The organism is Nocardia sp. NPDC058058 (genome assembly GCF_042885355.1).
GTDB lineage: Bacteria > Actinomycetota > Actinomycetes > Mycobacteriales > Mycobacteriaceae > Nocardia.
This window is the reverse complement of record NZ_JBHVSA010000003.1, coordinates 1288885-1302291: the sequence shown is the minus strand read 5'-3', so window position 1 is coordinate 1302291 and position 13407 is coordinate 1288885. Positions and strand designations below refer to the sequence as shown.

The following is a 13407-nucleotide window of genomic DNA, read 5'->3' as shown; positions in this document are numbered from 1 at the left end:
GTATTGCGATGCTGGCCCGCAGCCTGGCGGGCGCTACCACACGAGAGGAAATACCTATGGGGACAACAGAATCCGAACTCGAGAAACTACACGCGGAACGGGATGTTCTCATCGCGGACCACTCGAAACTTCGCAAGTTCATTCTCCACGTGCGGCAGTTCGGTGCCCCGCCCGAAGGCGAGAAGTATGTCGCCGCCAGGACGGAGCAAACCGTGATCGAAACGCGAATCCGTGCGATAGACGACCTGCTCACCGAGCGCCGGGACACCCCGCACTGATATCAGCCTGCCCTCCGGGCACCCAGCACGGCCCACACCACTTTGCCTTTGGGCCATTGCGGCGTGCAGCCCCAGGCGCGTGCCAAGCCCGCGACCATATGCAGGCCGGTATGCGGAGACGGGTGCGCCCCGGGTTCACGCAGCACCGCTTCGCGCGGGTCGTCGTCACCGACGGCGATGGTGAACAGACCGCCGCGTAATTCCAGGCGCACCCGCAGGTCGCCGTTCACCCGACTGTGCCGCAGTGAGTTCTCGACCAGTTCGGTGACGACGAGTCGGGCGGGGGCACACAGGTCCGGAATGGCCCAGCGCGAGCAGGTCATGTCGACGAAGCGCACGGCGAATCGAGCGCAGTCCTCGAGGGGAGCCAAATCCAGGGCCGCTCGTTGACGTGCGGGCTGCTCCCCCAGTCCTCGCAGAGCATCGAAAACACTGGCGTACAGGGGAATCCAGCGCCGTTCGACGCTGGTACGCGGACGATCCCGACGCGCTTGCTCCTGAATCACCAGGACGATCGGCACGCCCGGCCATTCGTGCACCCGCAGCCGGGCGCTGGTGAACGCGGTGTACAGCGCCGGCGACGCCACCCGCAACCCGTCCAGGACCACGATCAGCGCGCGAGGTTCGTCCATGGCGAACCTCACCAGGTTGTCGGCGCAATCGCGGTAGGTCGACGCCGTCAGCTCACCCTGTGGGCGCATGAGGAAGCACCCTTCGGCGTCGGTCACATCCCACCGTATTTCCCCGCCACCGAGCACTTCCGGCACCGGCCTCATGGCTGCGCCGAGACTCCCGTGCCGGAATCATCCGGGGATGACCGGCGTGGACTTCGCCGCGGGCGGGCCGGTGGTGTCAATGTGAGACGAGGGGGTATGGCGGGAGGAAGTGGCTGCGTAGGCCGGCATCGGTGCCGGCCGAGGAGTGCGGAGGTTGGCCGGAGGTGTCCCAGGTGAGGGCGAATCGTTTTGACGGTCGGGATGTTCCAGCGATCGAGCGGTTTCTGCGGGAGGTGACCGCCGCCGAGTACGACGGGCCCGCCCCCGATATGGAAGCGGTGGCCGTGGTGCGCGCGGTCATCGCGCACCAGCACAGCATCAAGGAGATGACCGCGGCGCTCGGGCTGGCCGGAGAGTCCGCCGACTATCTGTCGGCGTGCGCGGAGGCGATACTGCCGCCCGACCCCACTCCCGCGCAGATCCTGGCCGTATTGAGTCCGGCCGGTGAGTCGGTGCGACGCGCGGTGGCATTCATGAACGAGAACCTGCGCGAGGAGGTCGACGTCGCCGATATCGCCGCGGCGAGCTTCGTCTCGGTCCGCGCGATGCAGTTGGCGTTCCGCCACGAACTCGACACCACCCCGATGGCGTTTCTGCGAGACCTGCGCATGCGCGCGGCTCACGAGGAGCTCGAAGACTGTATGCCGGGGGACGGAGCGACGGTCACCGGCATCGCCGCCGGGTGGGGGTTCCCGCATCCGGGCCGTTTCGCGATCGCATATCGACGCGTGTACGGCCAGTCGCCGCATACTACGATGACCGAGTGAGAAGAGTTGTGCGTCAACGATATCGGGCTCGCTCATGCCCTCGGTCCCGGTTGGGTGCGGCGGGGCCGGATTGCCGTTAAGCGCGTCGCTCGCGGAGTCGGTCATTCCGGGCGGCTACCCGCGATCGCAGTATTCAACCAACCGAGGTCGATGGCATGAGGACCTCACGCATCCTGGTCCAGTGCACGCTCTCTCAGTTCGGTGAGGGTTTTGGACAGCACCCGGGACACCTGCATTTGCGAGACGCCGAGGTGGTCCGCGATCTGAACCTGAGTCAGGCCCCGATAGAACCGCAGATGCAGGACAGCGCGCTCCCGGGAGTCCAGGTCCTCGAGCAGGGGCGCGACCGTGATCGCGTCTTCGACGAACTGGAAGCCGGGGTCCGTATCCCCTAGTCCCGCAGCGACATTGGGTGGGACCTCCCCGTCGCTTTCGTAGCTCGAGGTGTCGAGCGAATCGCTGCGGTAGGCGTTCGCGGCCAGCATCGCCTGGGTCACCTCGAGCAGATCCACCCCGAGCTCGACCGCGATATCGAGAGCCGTGGGCATGCGTGCATGACGATGGCTGAACGCCTCGATGGCCGCGGCCAGACGCTGCTGAATCTCCTGGGTACGGCGCGGAACTCGCACCGCCCAGCCGTGATCGCGGAAATGGCGGCGAACCTCACCCATGATCGTGGGCACCGCGAAGCCCAGGAACGGAGTGCCGCGGTGCGGGTCATATCGATCGACCGACGCGATCAATCCGAGGCTGGCGACCTGGAATAGATCGTCGTAGAACTCCCCGCGCCCGGTGAAGCGGCGAGCGATGTGATCGGCCAGAGGCAGGCAGCGCTTCAAGATCTCCTCGCGCAGCCGCGCATACTCGCCGGACCTTTCGATCAAGGTAGCTAGCTCGAGCAGTGCTGTTTCAATTCCGTTGTACGAGTTATGTTCCCGCCGTCGCGGCGGCTGAGCGGTGGTAGCGGTGATGGTGCCGTGGCTGGTCATGAAAATGAACCTTCCCGCGCCACAGATTCGCCTCGGGTCCGACTGACGTATGCACGAGTCGGTGTCCTACTTCGGCCTGACGCCGTTCCAGCCTCGCACCCGCGCACCGCCGGTGTCAGTCCGGTTTACGCCCGGTTCGGCGAGCCCGAGACAGAAAACGAAAATGTCAGATGCGCCTACCCGGCACCTTTTCGGCTATTCAGGCCGACGCGAGGCGTGAGTCTTGGAGGCTGTCACGCGGGCGGGACCTGTTGGTTCGCACGCGAGACGCGTGTGAATTGCTGGCGTAGCTGGATGATTCGGACTCCGCCCGCCATGGCCATCACCAGCAGGCCCGCGCAGGCGGCGACCAGGATGGCGACGCCGACGGGCATATCGAAATGCCAGCCGAGGAAGCCGAAGCGGAAGCTTTCGGTGTTCTGGACCACGAAAATCAGTAGGACCACCAGGAAGATGCCGCCTGCGGTCAGGCCGACCCAGACGCTGCCTGCCCTGGTTCGCCTGATTCGGACCGGCTTGGGTGCGGGTTCGGCGACCGGCGGTGCGGCGGGCGGCGGGGGTGGCGGCGGTGTGTCATGGGTGGGCGGCCGGACCTGCTCGGGTTCGAGTCCCTTGGGGGGATACGGCTCGTTCTCGGCGGCGGGGAACATGGCTACCTCCATCAACATCGACGCTCGCGTGTCATCGGGCGCTCGGCTCCGGGCCGGACCCCTATCGACCGCATACCCCGCTTTCGTCCGGCATCCCTCATTCGGGCGAGAATTCCTGAGGGAATATCCATTGCCCGCCGCACGCTTGGATCGTCAGCTACGCACGGAAGGCGGTTCTCGATGTCGGCACAGACGGTCGCGGTCAGGGTGATCCGCGGCGCGGATCGGCACCACTGGCGCAATGAATGGCTGGACTCGCGGCAATCGTTTCCCGCCACCGGCAATTTCGATCTCGCCGCGAACGCGCACGGGCTGCTGATGGTGCACAACGAAGATTTCGTCGATCCGGGCGAGGGCTTCGACACGCATCAGCATCGCGATACCGAGATCATCACCTGGGTGTTGGAAGGCAGTGTGGTGCACCAGGATTCGGCGGGGAATTCGGGCATCATCAATCCGGGGCTGGCGCAGCGCATGACGGCCGGTACCGGAATTCTGCATTCGGAGAAGAACGGTGCGGGGCGTTATGAGAAGCCCGCGCTGCACGTGGTCCAAATGTGGCTTCCCCCGGACGAATCCGGTCTCACCCCCGGCTATCAGGAAATGGATGTCGCCGGGGAGTTGGCGCGGAACTCGCTCGTCACCGTCGCCTCGGGGATGCGCCGCCACCGCGACGAGACCGCGATCACGCTGCACAACAAATATGCCGCATTACACGTCGCGCGGCTCGAACCCGGTTCGACCGTAACCATTCCCGACGCCCCCTTCGGCCACGTGTTCATCGCCCGCGGCCGTGTCGAGTTCGAGGAGACCGGCCTACTCGAACAGGGTGACGCGGTGCGCCTGACCCGCACCGGGGGTCAATCGATCACCGCCGTCGATTCCAGCGAAGTCCTGATCTGGGAGATGCACGGCGAATTCGCCTGACGGGCTTGATATTTCAGGTCCTCGAACCTGGTAGCCGTTCGACGAAACGGGTGATCAAGGTGGCGAACTGGGCGCGTTCAGCCGCGGTCCAGTCATCCATCGCCTCGGCCACCATCGCGGCCCGGCGGCGATGGGCGGCGGCCACCACCTCCTGCCCGGCCTCGGTGAGCGCGAGTTTGGAGCGGCGACCGTCCTGCTGATCGGCGACCCGTTCGATGAACCCGGAGTCGACCGCCGCCGCCACCAGACGGCTGGTACGCGGCTGATCCGCGCCCAGCGCGGCCGCCACCATCGACACCGTCGCGTCCGTCGTCGATTCGACGACATCCAGCACCTCGAAGGCCTGACCGGCAGGTTCACCGGCCGGAGCGAGCGCCCGCCGACTCTGCCTGCGCCTGATCGCGACCATCGCGCGTTCGACCCGTTCGACCTCATCCACGCGAACAGAATACCTCTTGACATGTAATTGTAGTTTTACATATACATGTAACTCTTCATCTACATCGCGTTCGAAGGAACACCGCAATGAGACTTCGCGTACTGGTCATCACCCTGTCCCTCATGGCCGCCGCATCACTGGCGGCCGCATGTGGTTCGGGCAGCCAAGAATCAACTCCGGCCACAACAACGACGACGGGCGGCCCGGACGGCGGCCAGGATCGAATGATCGGCTATCGACTCAAGCGCCTGGACCAGCTGATCGAATCGACCTTCGACCGCCTGCTCGGCACCGCGGGACTCACCCGTCGCCAATGGCAAACGCTCAACACCCTGACCCGAGGCCCACAGTCCCGCGATCAACTGATCGATGCGCTACGTCCGTTCTGGGAAGTGAACAACGAGAACCTCAACGACCTCACCGACGACCTCGTCGGCCGCGGCTGGGCACAACGGCAACCCGACGGCACGCTGACACTGACCGCCGCGGGCACCGCCGCAACCGCCACCGCCGAACGAGAAGTCGGCACGATCAGGGATATCGTCGCGAAAGACATTGGCCAGGACGAGTTCTCGCTGATGATGGATGTCCTGCAACGCATGACACACAACCTCGAAGCCGACGCCGAAAGCCGCTGACACCTCACGAAAGTCGGCTCTCGCACCGGCCCGATCGCGGTCAACCGCCGATTACCCGTCGGCGGCACCCCATATAGTGCGGGACTGTGACGGATCATGAGCAGCAATCGCGTACGCCCGACCTTCGTATCGAGCATCGGATGATCGGCGATGTCGCCGTGGTGGCGATTCAGGGCGAAGTCGACGGCAGCACGGCCAATCAGCTCGCGGACGCTGTACAGACCGGTCTCGATCGGACTCGCGCCCTGTACTGCATCCTCGATCTGACCGATGTCGAATTCCTAGGTGGCGCGGGCTTGCAGACACTCGCCGCGACCAATCTGGAAGCCGCGGTCCGCCGGGAACCGTTGCGCATCGTGGTCGATGCCAATCGCCCGGTCATCCGGCCGCTGGAAATCTCGGGTCTGGAGAAGATCCTGGCGCTGTACCACACCGTCGAAGAAGCCCTGGCCGGCGAGCCGGAAGCTTAGGAATCGTTGCGAGTGTCGCGCGGGTTCGGTTCGAATGCCTTGGATAGCGGGGAGAACCGCGGACGATCCAGCGGTAGCTCGGCCCAGACGGTCTTGAATCCCTCGTAGTGAATCACGCCCCAGTCGGTGGCGAGGCGATCGATGACGATCATGCCCCGCCCACCGGCGAGGTCGGGGGTGCGTACGCGGGGGTCGCCGCTGCCGCTGTCGTCGACCTCGACCCGCAACCGCCCGGGCTGTAGTTCGAGTCGGCATCGGCGCGGCGAGCGGCCGTGTTCGCGCGCGTTGGCGACCATTTCCTCGATCACGAGCACGGCATCCTCGACGGTGACGCCGGTGCCGGGCGCGAGCAGTTCGCGCACCGCCTCACGGACCTGCCAACCGTGCATTTCCTCGAGGTCGAACTGTGCTACCTGCCCGCCGTCCTCGGGAACCACCGGTAGGGGTCCGGTCATCGCGTTCACCCTCCACTCGCCAGATCGGGATAGCCCCCGGCTACCCGGGAAGTCAGCGAGGAAACCCGCCAGCCCACCACACTGTAGAGCGCCGCAACCCCTCCCCCAAGAAAACCAATGCTTGCGAGGTTGCGAAGGTGATCATTCAGACAATCGCGGGACCGCCGTATCGGTAATGCCGCACCGCTCCCGTTAACCGGTGCTTACCGGCCGATGGCGGGTGCGAGCGGAATTGTCAGGAACGATGCGGCGTATCGGTGCGCTGGACGTCGTAGGAGCTGCCGAGCAGGGCCGGATAGTCCTTGGGGTTGAGCAGGTGGGTGGGGAAATCGCCTGTGCCGATGGCGATTTGGAGGCGATGGCCCGGCGCGAAGACATGGAAGGCGGGGCGGATCTTGATGTTGTATTCGGTGATTTCCCCGGGCATCACCGGGAGCAGCGATTCGCGGGTGCCCGAGTGAAATGGGCCTTGCACACTGCCGTCGAGGGCACGCCAGGTCCGATTATCGTCCAGGGCACGGTAATTGCCTGCGAGTTGGTGGCGCTGTCACATCCGAACACGAGCGGAGCATCGAACACCAGATCCAAGTCGGCGGTATTTCCCGGCCTGGAAAACGGAAACTCGACCTGCCGCAACGGAACTCGCCGACCGATACCCCACGCCATCAACCGATGCGCCGACGCCAGCAGAAACGAGGTCATCAGATGCGCGGGATCATTGAGCCCCGATACATCGATCATCTCATCATCGGATATCCGCCACAGCTGCCGCACCGTACGGCTCATCTGCTCGACGGTGACGCGTGCGCGATCCTGCGCGATCAGATCCGGGGCCACCCCCACCGACCGCAGCAACTCCTCGGTATCCACACCGCGCGCAGCGGCGAGCGCGACCGCGGCACGCACGAAATCAATCGGCACGGTCCGCGCGATATCGCCCGACGCCTTGGCCACCAACCCTCCCGCCCACGATCACAGAACGCGACCGTACCAGGCGAAATCAGAAGAACATTTTGCTTGTGAAACCGAGGCCGCAACGGTGGTCCACCCCGGTGTAGTTCGGCACCCACACTGTCACTGTGGCGTGGATCACCTCGCCGAATAGGTGGCCTCGAATGCACTCACGACCCGTGGAAACCCCGGTGTGACAGCGGGTTTCCACGCCGATGTGACAGCCGTGCCGATTCCGTTGACACCCGTGTTCCAGCTCTAGTTGCCCCCATCGATGCCGCCCGACGCATCGATTCACGAAGGGGGAACCAGGTCATGGGAACCACACTCACCACCGCGCTCACCGCGACCCTGGCCACCGGCCTGCTCGCCCTGAGCTCGGGTATCGCCGACGCGGACACAGTGCCGGACAAGAACCGGCAAACCCTCACCGATGACGGCTGGACCCTGGCCGTCACGAAAACCAGCGAGAATCTCGACCGCTACCCGAACCTGGCCGCCACCATGTTCACCCGCGAGGGTTTCGTCTCGCTCAAAGCCATCGCCGAGATCACCGGTACCGGAGGTCAACCCATCTCCGCGGGCACCCTCACCCTGGGGTATCAGATGGGCTGTCAGGTCGATGTCTCCAACGGCCTCACCCTGGGCATGGGTTTCTCCATCGGCCCCAACGCCTCGGTCACCATCTCCCAATTCCCTTCGGTCAGCGTCGGCGCGCAGGCCGCGATCAACCCCAATATCTCCACCACGCTGAAACCAGGGTCGATCGCCACCATCGACTTCGGCTCCAAACCCCTTGCCGGACCACGTGCCTCGATCACCGCCGAACAAATCGAAGTCAAGATCGACGCCTGCATGGGCCCGGTCACCCTGCGCTCCTACGCGACCGCCCGCATCTCCACCCCCACCGCGGACAACACCGTCACCGTCTACGGCGACCCCATCTGGCTCTGACCACCCGCACCACACCGAGCCGGATGAAGGAGACCGCGCGATGACTTCCACGCACCCACGAAAACGACACCTGCCACGTCCCGCTGTCGTGCTGGGCATCTCGGTCGCCCTGCTCGTGTTCGCCGCACTCACCTGCTCCGGACGCTGGCTCGCAGCGTCGGCGCAGGCCGGGCCGTACATTCCTTGTGCACAGTGGCAGCAGATGCACCCCGGCTGGCCCTGCATCGATGTGCCCGATCCGCCGACGCCCCCGCCGGGACCACCGTCGACCCCGCCTCCGCTCCCGACACTGGAGATGCCGGGACAGCCGCCGGGTGGCACCGGCGCGGGACCGAATGCCGGTGCGCTCACGCCGCCTCCGGTCGGACCGGGCAACGGAACGCCCATTGTCCCGGTGATTCCGTCGGATCCAGTGCCCCGCAACAGCATCCCGCCCTTGCCCGTACCGAACAGCGAACCGGGACCGCCGATACCGCCGGTGCCCGAGACCGTCGTCCCGCACGTCGATGGTCCGGCGCTCCCCGTCCAGAACGCCGCGCTGTGCCCCCTGGGGCGCAACCCCGACGGCAGTTGCCGAGGACATGGCGTCTTGAACGGGTCGGGCGAGAAGGTCGAGATCCCGGAGGACTACATCTACGACCCGGATTGCGAACAGGTTCCCGCGGGCCGATCCTGCTCGAATTGGGTCTACATGCACGACTACTGTTCGGCCTCGCCGGACCAACTACCGAGCCCCGGTGCGAACGCGGATTTCCGTGGGCCGTGCGCACGCCATGACATGTGCCTGGAGAACGGCGGCACGAACAATTTTTGCAACAATCAGCTCTATACGGATATGCGCCAGAACTGTAAATATACGTACGGTTCGGTCGATCCCCGGCTGGAATATTGCTACAAGAATGCCGAAGTGTATTGGGCGGCAGTCACATTGGTGCAACCACCGTTACCAGGGAAGAACGGGACGTGGTAGTGGCGAGCGCTCATCGATCAGCATCCCCAATAGCCGAGGAGAACACCGTGCGACGATTGGTCACAGCTCTGACATTGATAACCCTTTCGCTACCGCTCGCCGCAGGCTGCACCAATGGCGGCGACACCGACAAGGCTTCCACGACGCCCGCCAGCCAGATACTGAAGAGTCGCGACGACAGGGTTGATTCGACGACACGCGAGCAGATCAAATCCGTAACCGCCCGCACGGTCGACGACTACAACAACGGAAACCTGCGCGACCTCCTGGAGATCTCCTGCGGTCAGCTCAAATCCGAACTGGACCCCGCACAACCCGATGGCTTCGCCGCGGAATCAGCCGCAGACCTCGATGCTCGCGGCCGTGGATCCGTGGCCGACATCACCGACATCAAAGCCTTGAACGAGTTCGCGACCGCCGCGGTAACCCTCCGATACGAGCGGCACGTCGAGGGCCTGAGCCCCGACAACAGCATTCGATTCTCGGGCACATATCAGAAGATCGGAGACACCTGGCACATCTGCGGAATGAATTGACGATGCGTCGCGACCGTCAGCCCAATTCCCGACGCCCGAGCGAACGCGTCACACTGACCGAAAGAACCAGGCACACAAGCCAAATCAGTATGTCCACCGTATTCACAACCACCAGTGGAACATTGAAGTAAACCAGCGACTCCGCAGAATTAACCAGAACATGATCCTCGAACCGCAACTCCCGATGCCCCCTGGCCGCGAATACAACTTTCGCCACCTGCAAAAGAACCGAGAGCGCCGCACCAATCGCAACAGCAAACGAACGCCCGCGCGCGACCAACGCTCCCCGACCAATCACCACCGACAACAGCACCACCCCGAGCGCCACAACCCCGAGAACCCCCACCGCAATCGAATGCCCCACCAACGATTCCGACTTCGGCAACGAGGACAACCGCACCGACACTGCACCAACGAACCCAACCGCGCAAAGCACGGTCCGAACTCGACTCATGGTGTGCAGCATGCGCCCGATCCTACGGTCTCAGCCAAACATCCCCCGGAATGAGCGAGGTAAGCCAATGCAGAAAGTCTCGCCTCTCGATTTCCCCTCATGGGCGGGTAGACCAGGCACCAGTCGGCGGCGGATCTAGGGCATCAGCACTGCCGCGCCGGTGAAGCGTCCGTGTGCCAAGTCGGCGAGCGCCCGGTCGGCTGCGTCGAGTGGGTACGGGTTGACGGTCACTTCGAGGCGGTGCTTTCCGGCGAATTCCAGGAATGCGCGGGCATCGTCGCGGGTGTTGGCTGTGACGGAGCGGATCTGCTTCTCCTGGAAGAGGTGTCGTTGGTAGTTCAGGACCGGGATGTCGCTGAGGTGGATTCCAGCTATGGACAGGATGCCGCCCCGGTCCAGGGCTTCGAGTGCGGGTAGGACCAGGTCACCTACGGGCGCGAAGAGAATCGCGCCGTCGAGTGCGACGGGCGGCGGGTCCGCGGCGTCTTGCGCCGAACTCACACCCAAGTCGAGCGCGAGTTCTCGTGCCGCGGCATCGCGGGTCATGACGTGGACTTGCGCACCGCGGGCGAGAGCGACCTGTGCTGCGAGGTGGGCGCTGCCACCGAAGCCGTAGATACCCAGCCGCCCACCGTCCGGAATCGCGGCGCGTTCGAGCGCCCGGTAGCCGATGATCCCGGCGCACAGCAGCGGGGCGAGTTCGGGATCGCTGTAGCCGGTCGGTAGTCGATGAGCGAAATCCGCTGGGACCGTGGCATATTCGGCGTAGCCGCCATCGGCGTCCCATCCGGTGTAGCGCGAGTTCGGGCATAGATTCTCCGCACCGCGCAGACAGTAGCGACACTGCCCGCAGGTGTGCCGCAGCCACGCGATCCCGACCCGGTCCCCGACGGCGAATGCCCCGGTGTCACCGGAGCCCAGCCCCACGATCTCCCCCACCACCTCGTGGCCCGGCACGACTCCGGCCCGATGCACCGGCAGATCCCCTTCTGCCACATGCAGATCCGTCCGGCACACACCGCAGGCCAGCACCCGAACCAGCAGTTCTCCCGTCGCCGGTTCCGGCACCGCCAGATCCGCGAACCGCAACGGCCCGTCATCGATCGCCGCCGGTTGCTCAACCCGCCAAGCGCGCATCCATCGAGCCTAATTCAACGCACTCCGGGCGCACGACTGTCAGCTCTGCGACTCGGCGGCATAGAAATCGATGATCGCGTCGACGACCCGGTCAGCGGCGTCTTCGGGCACGAACGCGCCGGTGTCGGCCAGTAACTCGAGCCGGGCGTCGGGCAGGTCGCGTGCCAGTCGGTGCGCGGTGTGCACGGGGAAGAACCTGTCGTATTCACCCCAGAGCAGCAGCACCGGTTTGTGGAAGCCACGCAATTTCTCGGCGGCTTCGAGCGTGTAGCTCGGGCGGACATCGCGCAGCGCCTTGGCCACATCGCGGCGGATGTCGCGATCGAGAAGCGGTCGGACGTAACCCTTTTCCACCTCCGCAGCCATGGGCCGCTTGGTCGCCCAGCCGAATGCGAGCGGGGTCCGGCGCACCCAGCGCCATTGCAGGGCGCGGCTCATCAGCGCCATCGCCGCACTGCTGCGCGCCAGCAGCGGCAGCGGCCGGAACAGTGGTGGGAAGAAGTATTCGTAGGTGTCGCACGAGGTCAGCACCAGCGAATGGACCAGGTCGGGGCGGCGGGATGCGAAGATCTGGCTCAGGGCTCCGCCGCTGTCGTTGGCGACCAGTCGGACCGGCCCGAGCCCCAATGTCTCGATGACCTGTCCGATGAGGTCGGCCAACCCGGTCGGCGTCAGGTCGGCGGTGGGATTCATCGGTTTACGGTGCCCGCCCAACGGCATCTCGAGCACGATGCACTCGAAATCCGCGGACAGGCCGTCCACGACATCACGCCACAGCTCACCGTTGACGAATACACCGTGGACGAACAGTAACGGCGTCCCAGACCCCACCCGGCGGTATTCCACTTCACCGGCGGGCAGTCGCACCGATTCGAACGGAGCATCACGCAATCGTGTTGGTACGCAGCGCTGTTCGCCCGCAGCATCCCTGGTTGTCACTCCGATACCCCATTTCCTCGAGTGGTTCGACTCCCAGCATCGCGACCGGGCAGGGGTGAGCGCTTCCAGAAACGTGCGGTCCCGGGTGTGATCTCGCACCCGCGTCAGTGCCTTCACCGAACTCCGGACCAGCCGTCAACACCGCGGTCCGTATTCTCACGGCTATGACGGTCTCGGAACTTCCCGCCCCTGCCGCATCGGCCCAGCTGTGGCTGCGGCACGGGCACGCGGTGTATCTGGGACCGTCGCTGCCGCTGGGCGCGCACTCCACCGCGATCGCGTGCCTGGCCGTGGGAATCGATGAACCGTTCGTGGTCTCCGCCGCGGAGATCTCCCCGATAACGGTGCGCAGCTTCCTGTTTCGCGCCCGCGTCACCCACGAGATCGTAGAAAGCAGCGGGCGCATGCTGTTCTGCTTCTTCGATCCGACATCGGCCCGAATGGCCCGATGCATCGCCGGAATGCACCGCACACTCGGCCCGTTCGGCGTCGACCACCGTCGCGAGACCGAACTGATCGAAGTGTGCAGCGGCACAGTCGATTTCGAGCGATTGCTGGAATTGGCCAGCGTTCCGGTCATCGATATCGGAGATGAGCGAATCGCCGCCGCGGCCGCGGCAATCCGGGCCGAGCCCGGGCGCAAGCATCCCGCCGCCGACGCCGCCCGCACGGCGGGATTGTCGACCTCGCACTTTCTGCGGCTCTTCTCCGATCAAACAGCGACCAGCTTCCGGCGATACATCCTGTGGGCACGAATGCTGCATGTCGCGCGTGCGTTCTCGGACGGCCACGACTTCACCCGGGCGGCGGCCGATGCCGGTTTCTCCTCCCCTTCGCACTTCAGCGATACCTTCCGAGCCATGTTCGGACTGACCCCGACGACGCTGGCACAGATCCAGGGCGCTCTGCGCCTCGCCGACTCGGCGTGAGCAACCGCCTGACCGGCTATTTCTCCGGTATCGGCAGCGATGATTCAAGATCGTTATGCGATTCCGGCACGGAATCCGACTCCAACGATTTAGCTGTCAATTAGCTGGCCGGCTTCGGCCGACCGCCGCTCACAGTGGCTCGGGTCCG

General features: G+C 65.0%; 19 protein-coding genes. 9 read left to right on the top strand and 10 right to left on the bottom strand.

Going from position 1 to position 13407, the window contains the following annotated elements:
* Positions 1-56 precede the first annotated feature (56 nt).
* A complete protein-coding gene (locus ACFVUS_RS29820) occupies positions 57-278 on the top strand; it encodes a hypothetical protein (protein WP_387773743.1) in 222 nt (73 codons plus the stop codon).
* Positions 279-280: 2 nt separating this feature from the next.
* Here the strand turns inward: ACFVUS_RS29820 and ACFVUS_RS29815 are convergent, their stop codons facing one another.
* On the bottom strand, positions 281-1006 hold the full coding sequence (locus ACFVUS_RS29815; protein ID WP_387773740.1) for a sulfate transporter: 726 nt from the start codon (positions 1004-1006) through the stop codon (positions 281-283).
* Between the two features lie 281 nt (positions 1007-1287).
* Between ACFVUS_RS29815 and ACFVUS_RS29810 the strand changes: the two genes are divergently transcribed.
* Positions 1288-1821 (top strand): helix-turn-helix transcriptional regulator, encoded by a 534-nt coding sequence (locus tag ACFVUS_RS29810; protein WP_387773737.1) that lies wholly within the window; start codon positions 1288-1290, stop codon positions 1819-1821.
* A 164-nt stretch (positions 1822-1985) separates the two neighbouring features.
* Here the strand turns inward: ACFVUS_RS29810 and ACFVUS_RS29805 are convergent, their stop codons facing one another.
* Together ACFVUS_RS29805 and ACFVUS_RS29800 are read right to left on the bottom strand one after the other, a co-directional pair.
* The gene (locus tag ACFVUS_RS29805) at positions 1986-2810 is read right to left on the bottom strand and encodes a SigB/SigF/SigG family RNA polymerase sigma factor (protein ID WP_387773734.1); all 825 of its coding nucleotides are present in this window, start codon (positions 2808-2810) and stop codon (positions 1986-1988) included.
* Between the two features lie 233 nt (positions 2811-3043).
* Positions 3044-3478 (bottom strand): lipopolysaccharide assembly LapA domain-containing protein, encoded by a 435-nt coding sequence (locus ACFVUS_RS29800; RefSeq protein WP_387773731.1) that lies wholly within the window; start codon positions 3476-3478, stop codon positions 3044-3046.
* A 162-nt stretch (positions 3479-3640) separates the two neighbouring features.
* Between ACFVUS_RS29800 and ACFVUS_RS29795 the strand changes: the two genes are divergently transcribed.
* A complete protein-coding gene (locus tag ACFVUS_RS29795) occupies positions 3641-4387 on the top strand; it encodes a pirin family protein (RefSeq protein WP_387773728.1) in 747 nt (248 codons plus the stop codon).
* Positions 4388-4400: 13 nt separating this feature from the next.
* On the opposite strand, the gene ACFVUS_RS29790 is transcribed toward ACFVUS_RS29795, so the two are convergent.
* A complete protein-coding gene (locus ACFVUS_RS29790) occupies positions 4401-4826 on the bottom strand; it encodes a MarR family winged helix-turn-helix transcriptional regulator (RefSeq protein WP_387773725.1) in 426 nt (141 codons plus the stop codon).
* Between the two features lie 86 nt (positions 4827-4912).
* On the opposite strand from ACFVUS_RS29790, the gene ACFVUS_RS29785 reads away from it, so the two are divergent.
* Both ACFVUS_RS29785 and ACFVUS_RS29780 read left to right on the top strand, forming a co-directional pair.
* Positions 4913-5464, top strand: a complete 552-nt coding sequence (locus tag ACFVUS_RS29785) for a MarR family transcriptional regulator (RefSeq protein WP_387773722.1) — start codon at positions 4913-4915, stop codon at positions 5462-5464.
* 86 nt (positions 5465-5550) lie between these two features.
* On the top strand, positions 5551-5934 hold the full coding sequence (locus tag ACFVUS_RS29780; RefSeq protein WP_387773719.1) for an anti-sigma factor antagonist: 384 nt from the start codon (positions 5551-5553) through the stop codon (positions 5932-5934).
* Here ACFVUS_RS29780 and ACFVUS_RS29775 read toward each other — a convergent pair.
* The 3 genes from ACFVUS_RS29775 to ACFVUS_RS29765 form a co-directional block, all read right to left on the bottom strand.
* Positions 5931-6389 carry an ATP-binding protein gene (locus ACFVUS_RS29775; protein WP_387773716.1) on the bottom strand — a complete coding sequence of 153 codons (459 nt, stop codon included), beginning with the start codon at positions 6387-6389 and terminating at the stop codon, positions 5931-5933. The genes ACFVUS_RS29780 and ACFVUS_RS29775 overlap by 4 nt on opposite strands.
* A gap of 235 nt (positions 6390-6624) precedes the next feature.
* Complete coding sequence (locus ACFVUS_RS29770; protein WP_387773713.1) at positions 6625-6864, bottom strand: CocE/NonD family hydrolase C-terminal non-catalytic domain-containing protein; 240 nt, start codon at positions 6862-6864, stop codon at positions 6625-6627.
* Positions 6816-7343 carry an AraC family transcriptional regulator ligand-binding domain-containing protein gene (locus tag ACFVUS_RS29765; RefSeq protein ID WP_387773710.1) on the bottom strand — a complete coding sequence of 176 codons (528 nt, stop codon included), beginning with the start codon at positions 7341-7343 and terminating at the stop codon, positions 6816-6818. The genes ACFVUS_RS29770 and ACFVUS_RS29765 overlap by 49 nt, the downstream gene beginning before the upstream one ends.
* A gap of 312 nt (positions 7344-7655) precedes the next feature.
* Here ACFVUS_RS29765 and ACFVUS_RS29760 point away from each other — a divergent pair, with 312 nt between their 5' ends.
* The 3 genes from ACFVUS_RS29760 (at position 7656) to ACFVUS_RS29750 (ending at position 9800) form a co-directional block, all read left to right on the top strand.
* Entirely contained in the window at positions 7656-8294 is a 639-nt protein-coding gene (locus tag ACFVUS_RS29760; protein ID WP_387773707.1) for an MspA family porin, read from the top strand.
* A gap of 88 nt (positions 8295-8382) precedes the next feature.
* Positions 8383-9264: a hypothetical protein gene (locus ACFVUS_RS29755; RefSeq protein WP_387773704.1), complete on the top strand. Its 882-nt coding sequence runs from the start codon at positions 8383-8385 to the stop codon at positions 9262-9264.
* A gap of 47 nt (positions 9265-9311) precedes the next feature.
* Entirely contained in the window at positions 9312-9800 is a 489-nt protein-coding gene (locus tag ACFVUS_RS29750; protein WP_387773701.1) for a hypothetical protein, read from the top strand.
* 16 nt (positions 9801-9816) lie between these two features.
* Here ACFVUS_RS29750 and ACFVUS_RS29745 read toward each other — a convergent pair whose 3' ends face one another.
* From ACFVUS_RS29745 to ACFVUS_RS29735, 3 genes are all read right to left on the bottom strand, one after another.
* Positions 9817-10266 (bottom strand): hypothetical protein, encoded by a 450-nt coding sequence (locus ACFVUS_RS29745; protein WP_387773699.1) that lies wholly within the window; start codon positions 10264-10266, stop codon positions 9817-9819.
* A 123-nt stretch (positions 10267-10389) separates the two neighbouring features.
* Positions 10390-11391, bottom strand: a complete 1002-nt coding sequence (locus ACFVUS_RS29740; protein ID WP_387773696.1) for a zinc-binding alcohol dehydrogenase family protein — start codon at positions 11389-11391, stop codon at positions 10390-10392.
* Between the two features lie 39 nt (positions 11392-11430).
* Positions 11431-12330: an alpha/beta fold hydrolase gene (locus ACFVUS_RS29735; RefSeq protein WP_387773693.1), complete on the bottom strand. Its 900-nt coding sequence runs from the start codon at positions 12328-12330 to the stop codon at positions 11431-11433.
* Between the two features lie 164 nt (positions 12331-12494).
* On the opposite strand from ACFVUS_RS29735, the gene ACFVUS_RS29730 reads away from it, so the two are divergent.
* Positions 12495-13259, top strand: coding sequence for a helix-turn-helix transcriptional regulator (locus ACFVUS_RS29730; protein ID WP_387773690.1), 765 nt, complete (start codon positions 12495-12497; stop codon positions 13257-13259).
* Positions 13260-13407: the final 148 nt, after the last annotated feature.

Bases quoted from the DNA above. Each gene is read 5' to 3' on its own strand.
- ACFVUS_RS29775 (WP_387773716.1), bottom strand. From the start codon at position 6,389: ATGACCGGACCCCTACCGGTGGTTCCCGAGGACGGCGGGCAGGTAGCA.
- ACFVUS_RS29740 (WP_387773696.1), bottom strand. From the start codon at position 11,391: ATGCGCGCTTGGCGGGTTGAGCAACCGGCGGCGATCGATGACGGGCCG.
- ACFVUS_RS29745 (WP_387773699.1), bottom strand. From the start codon at position 10,266: ATGCTGCACACCATGAGTCGAGTTCGGACCGTGCTTTGCGCGGTTGGG.
- ACFVUS_RS29795 (WP_387773728.1), top strand. From the start codon at position 3,641: ATGTCGGCACAGACGGTCGCGGTCAGGGTGATCCGCGGCGCGGATCGG.
- ACFVUS_RS29800 (WP_387773731.1), bottom strand. From the start codon at position 3,478: ATGTTGATGGAGGTAGCCATGTTCCCCGCCGCCGAGAACGAGCCGTAT.
- ACFVUS_RS29805 (WP_387773734.1), bottom strand. From the start codon at position 2,810: ATGACCAGCCACGGCACCATCACCGCTACCACCGCTCAGCCGCCGCGA.
- ACFVUS_RS29760 (WP_387773707.1), top strand. From the start codon at position 7,656: ATGGGAACCACACTCACCACCGCGCTCACCGCGACCCTGGCCACCGGC.
- ACFVUS_RS29730 (WP_387773690.1), top strand. From the start codon at position 12,495: ATGACGGTCTCGGAACTTCCCGCCCCTGCCGCATCGGCCCAGCTGTGG.
- ACFVUS_RS29785 (WP_387773722.1), top strand. From the start codon at position 4,913: ATGAGACTTCGCGTACTGGTCATCACCCTGTCCCTCATGGCCGCCGCA.
- ACFVUS_RS29820 (WP_387773743.1), top strand. From the start codon at position 57: ATGGGGACAACAGAATCCGAACTCGAGAAACTACACGCGGAACGGGAT.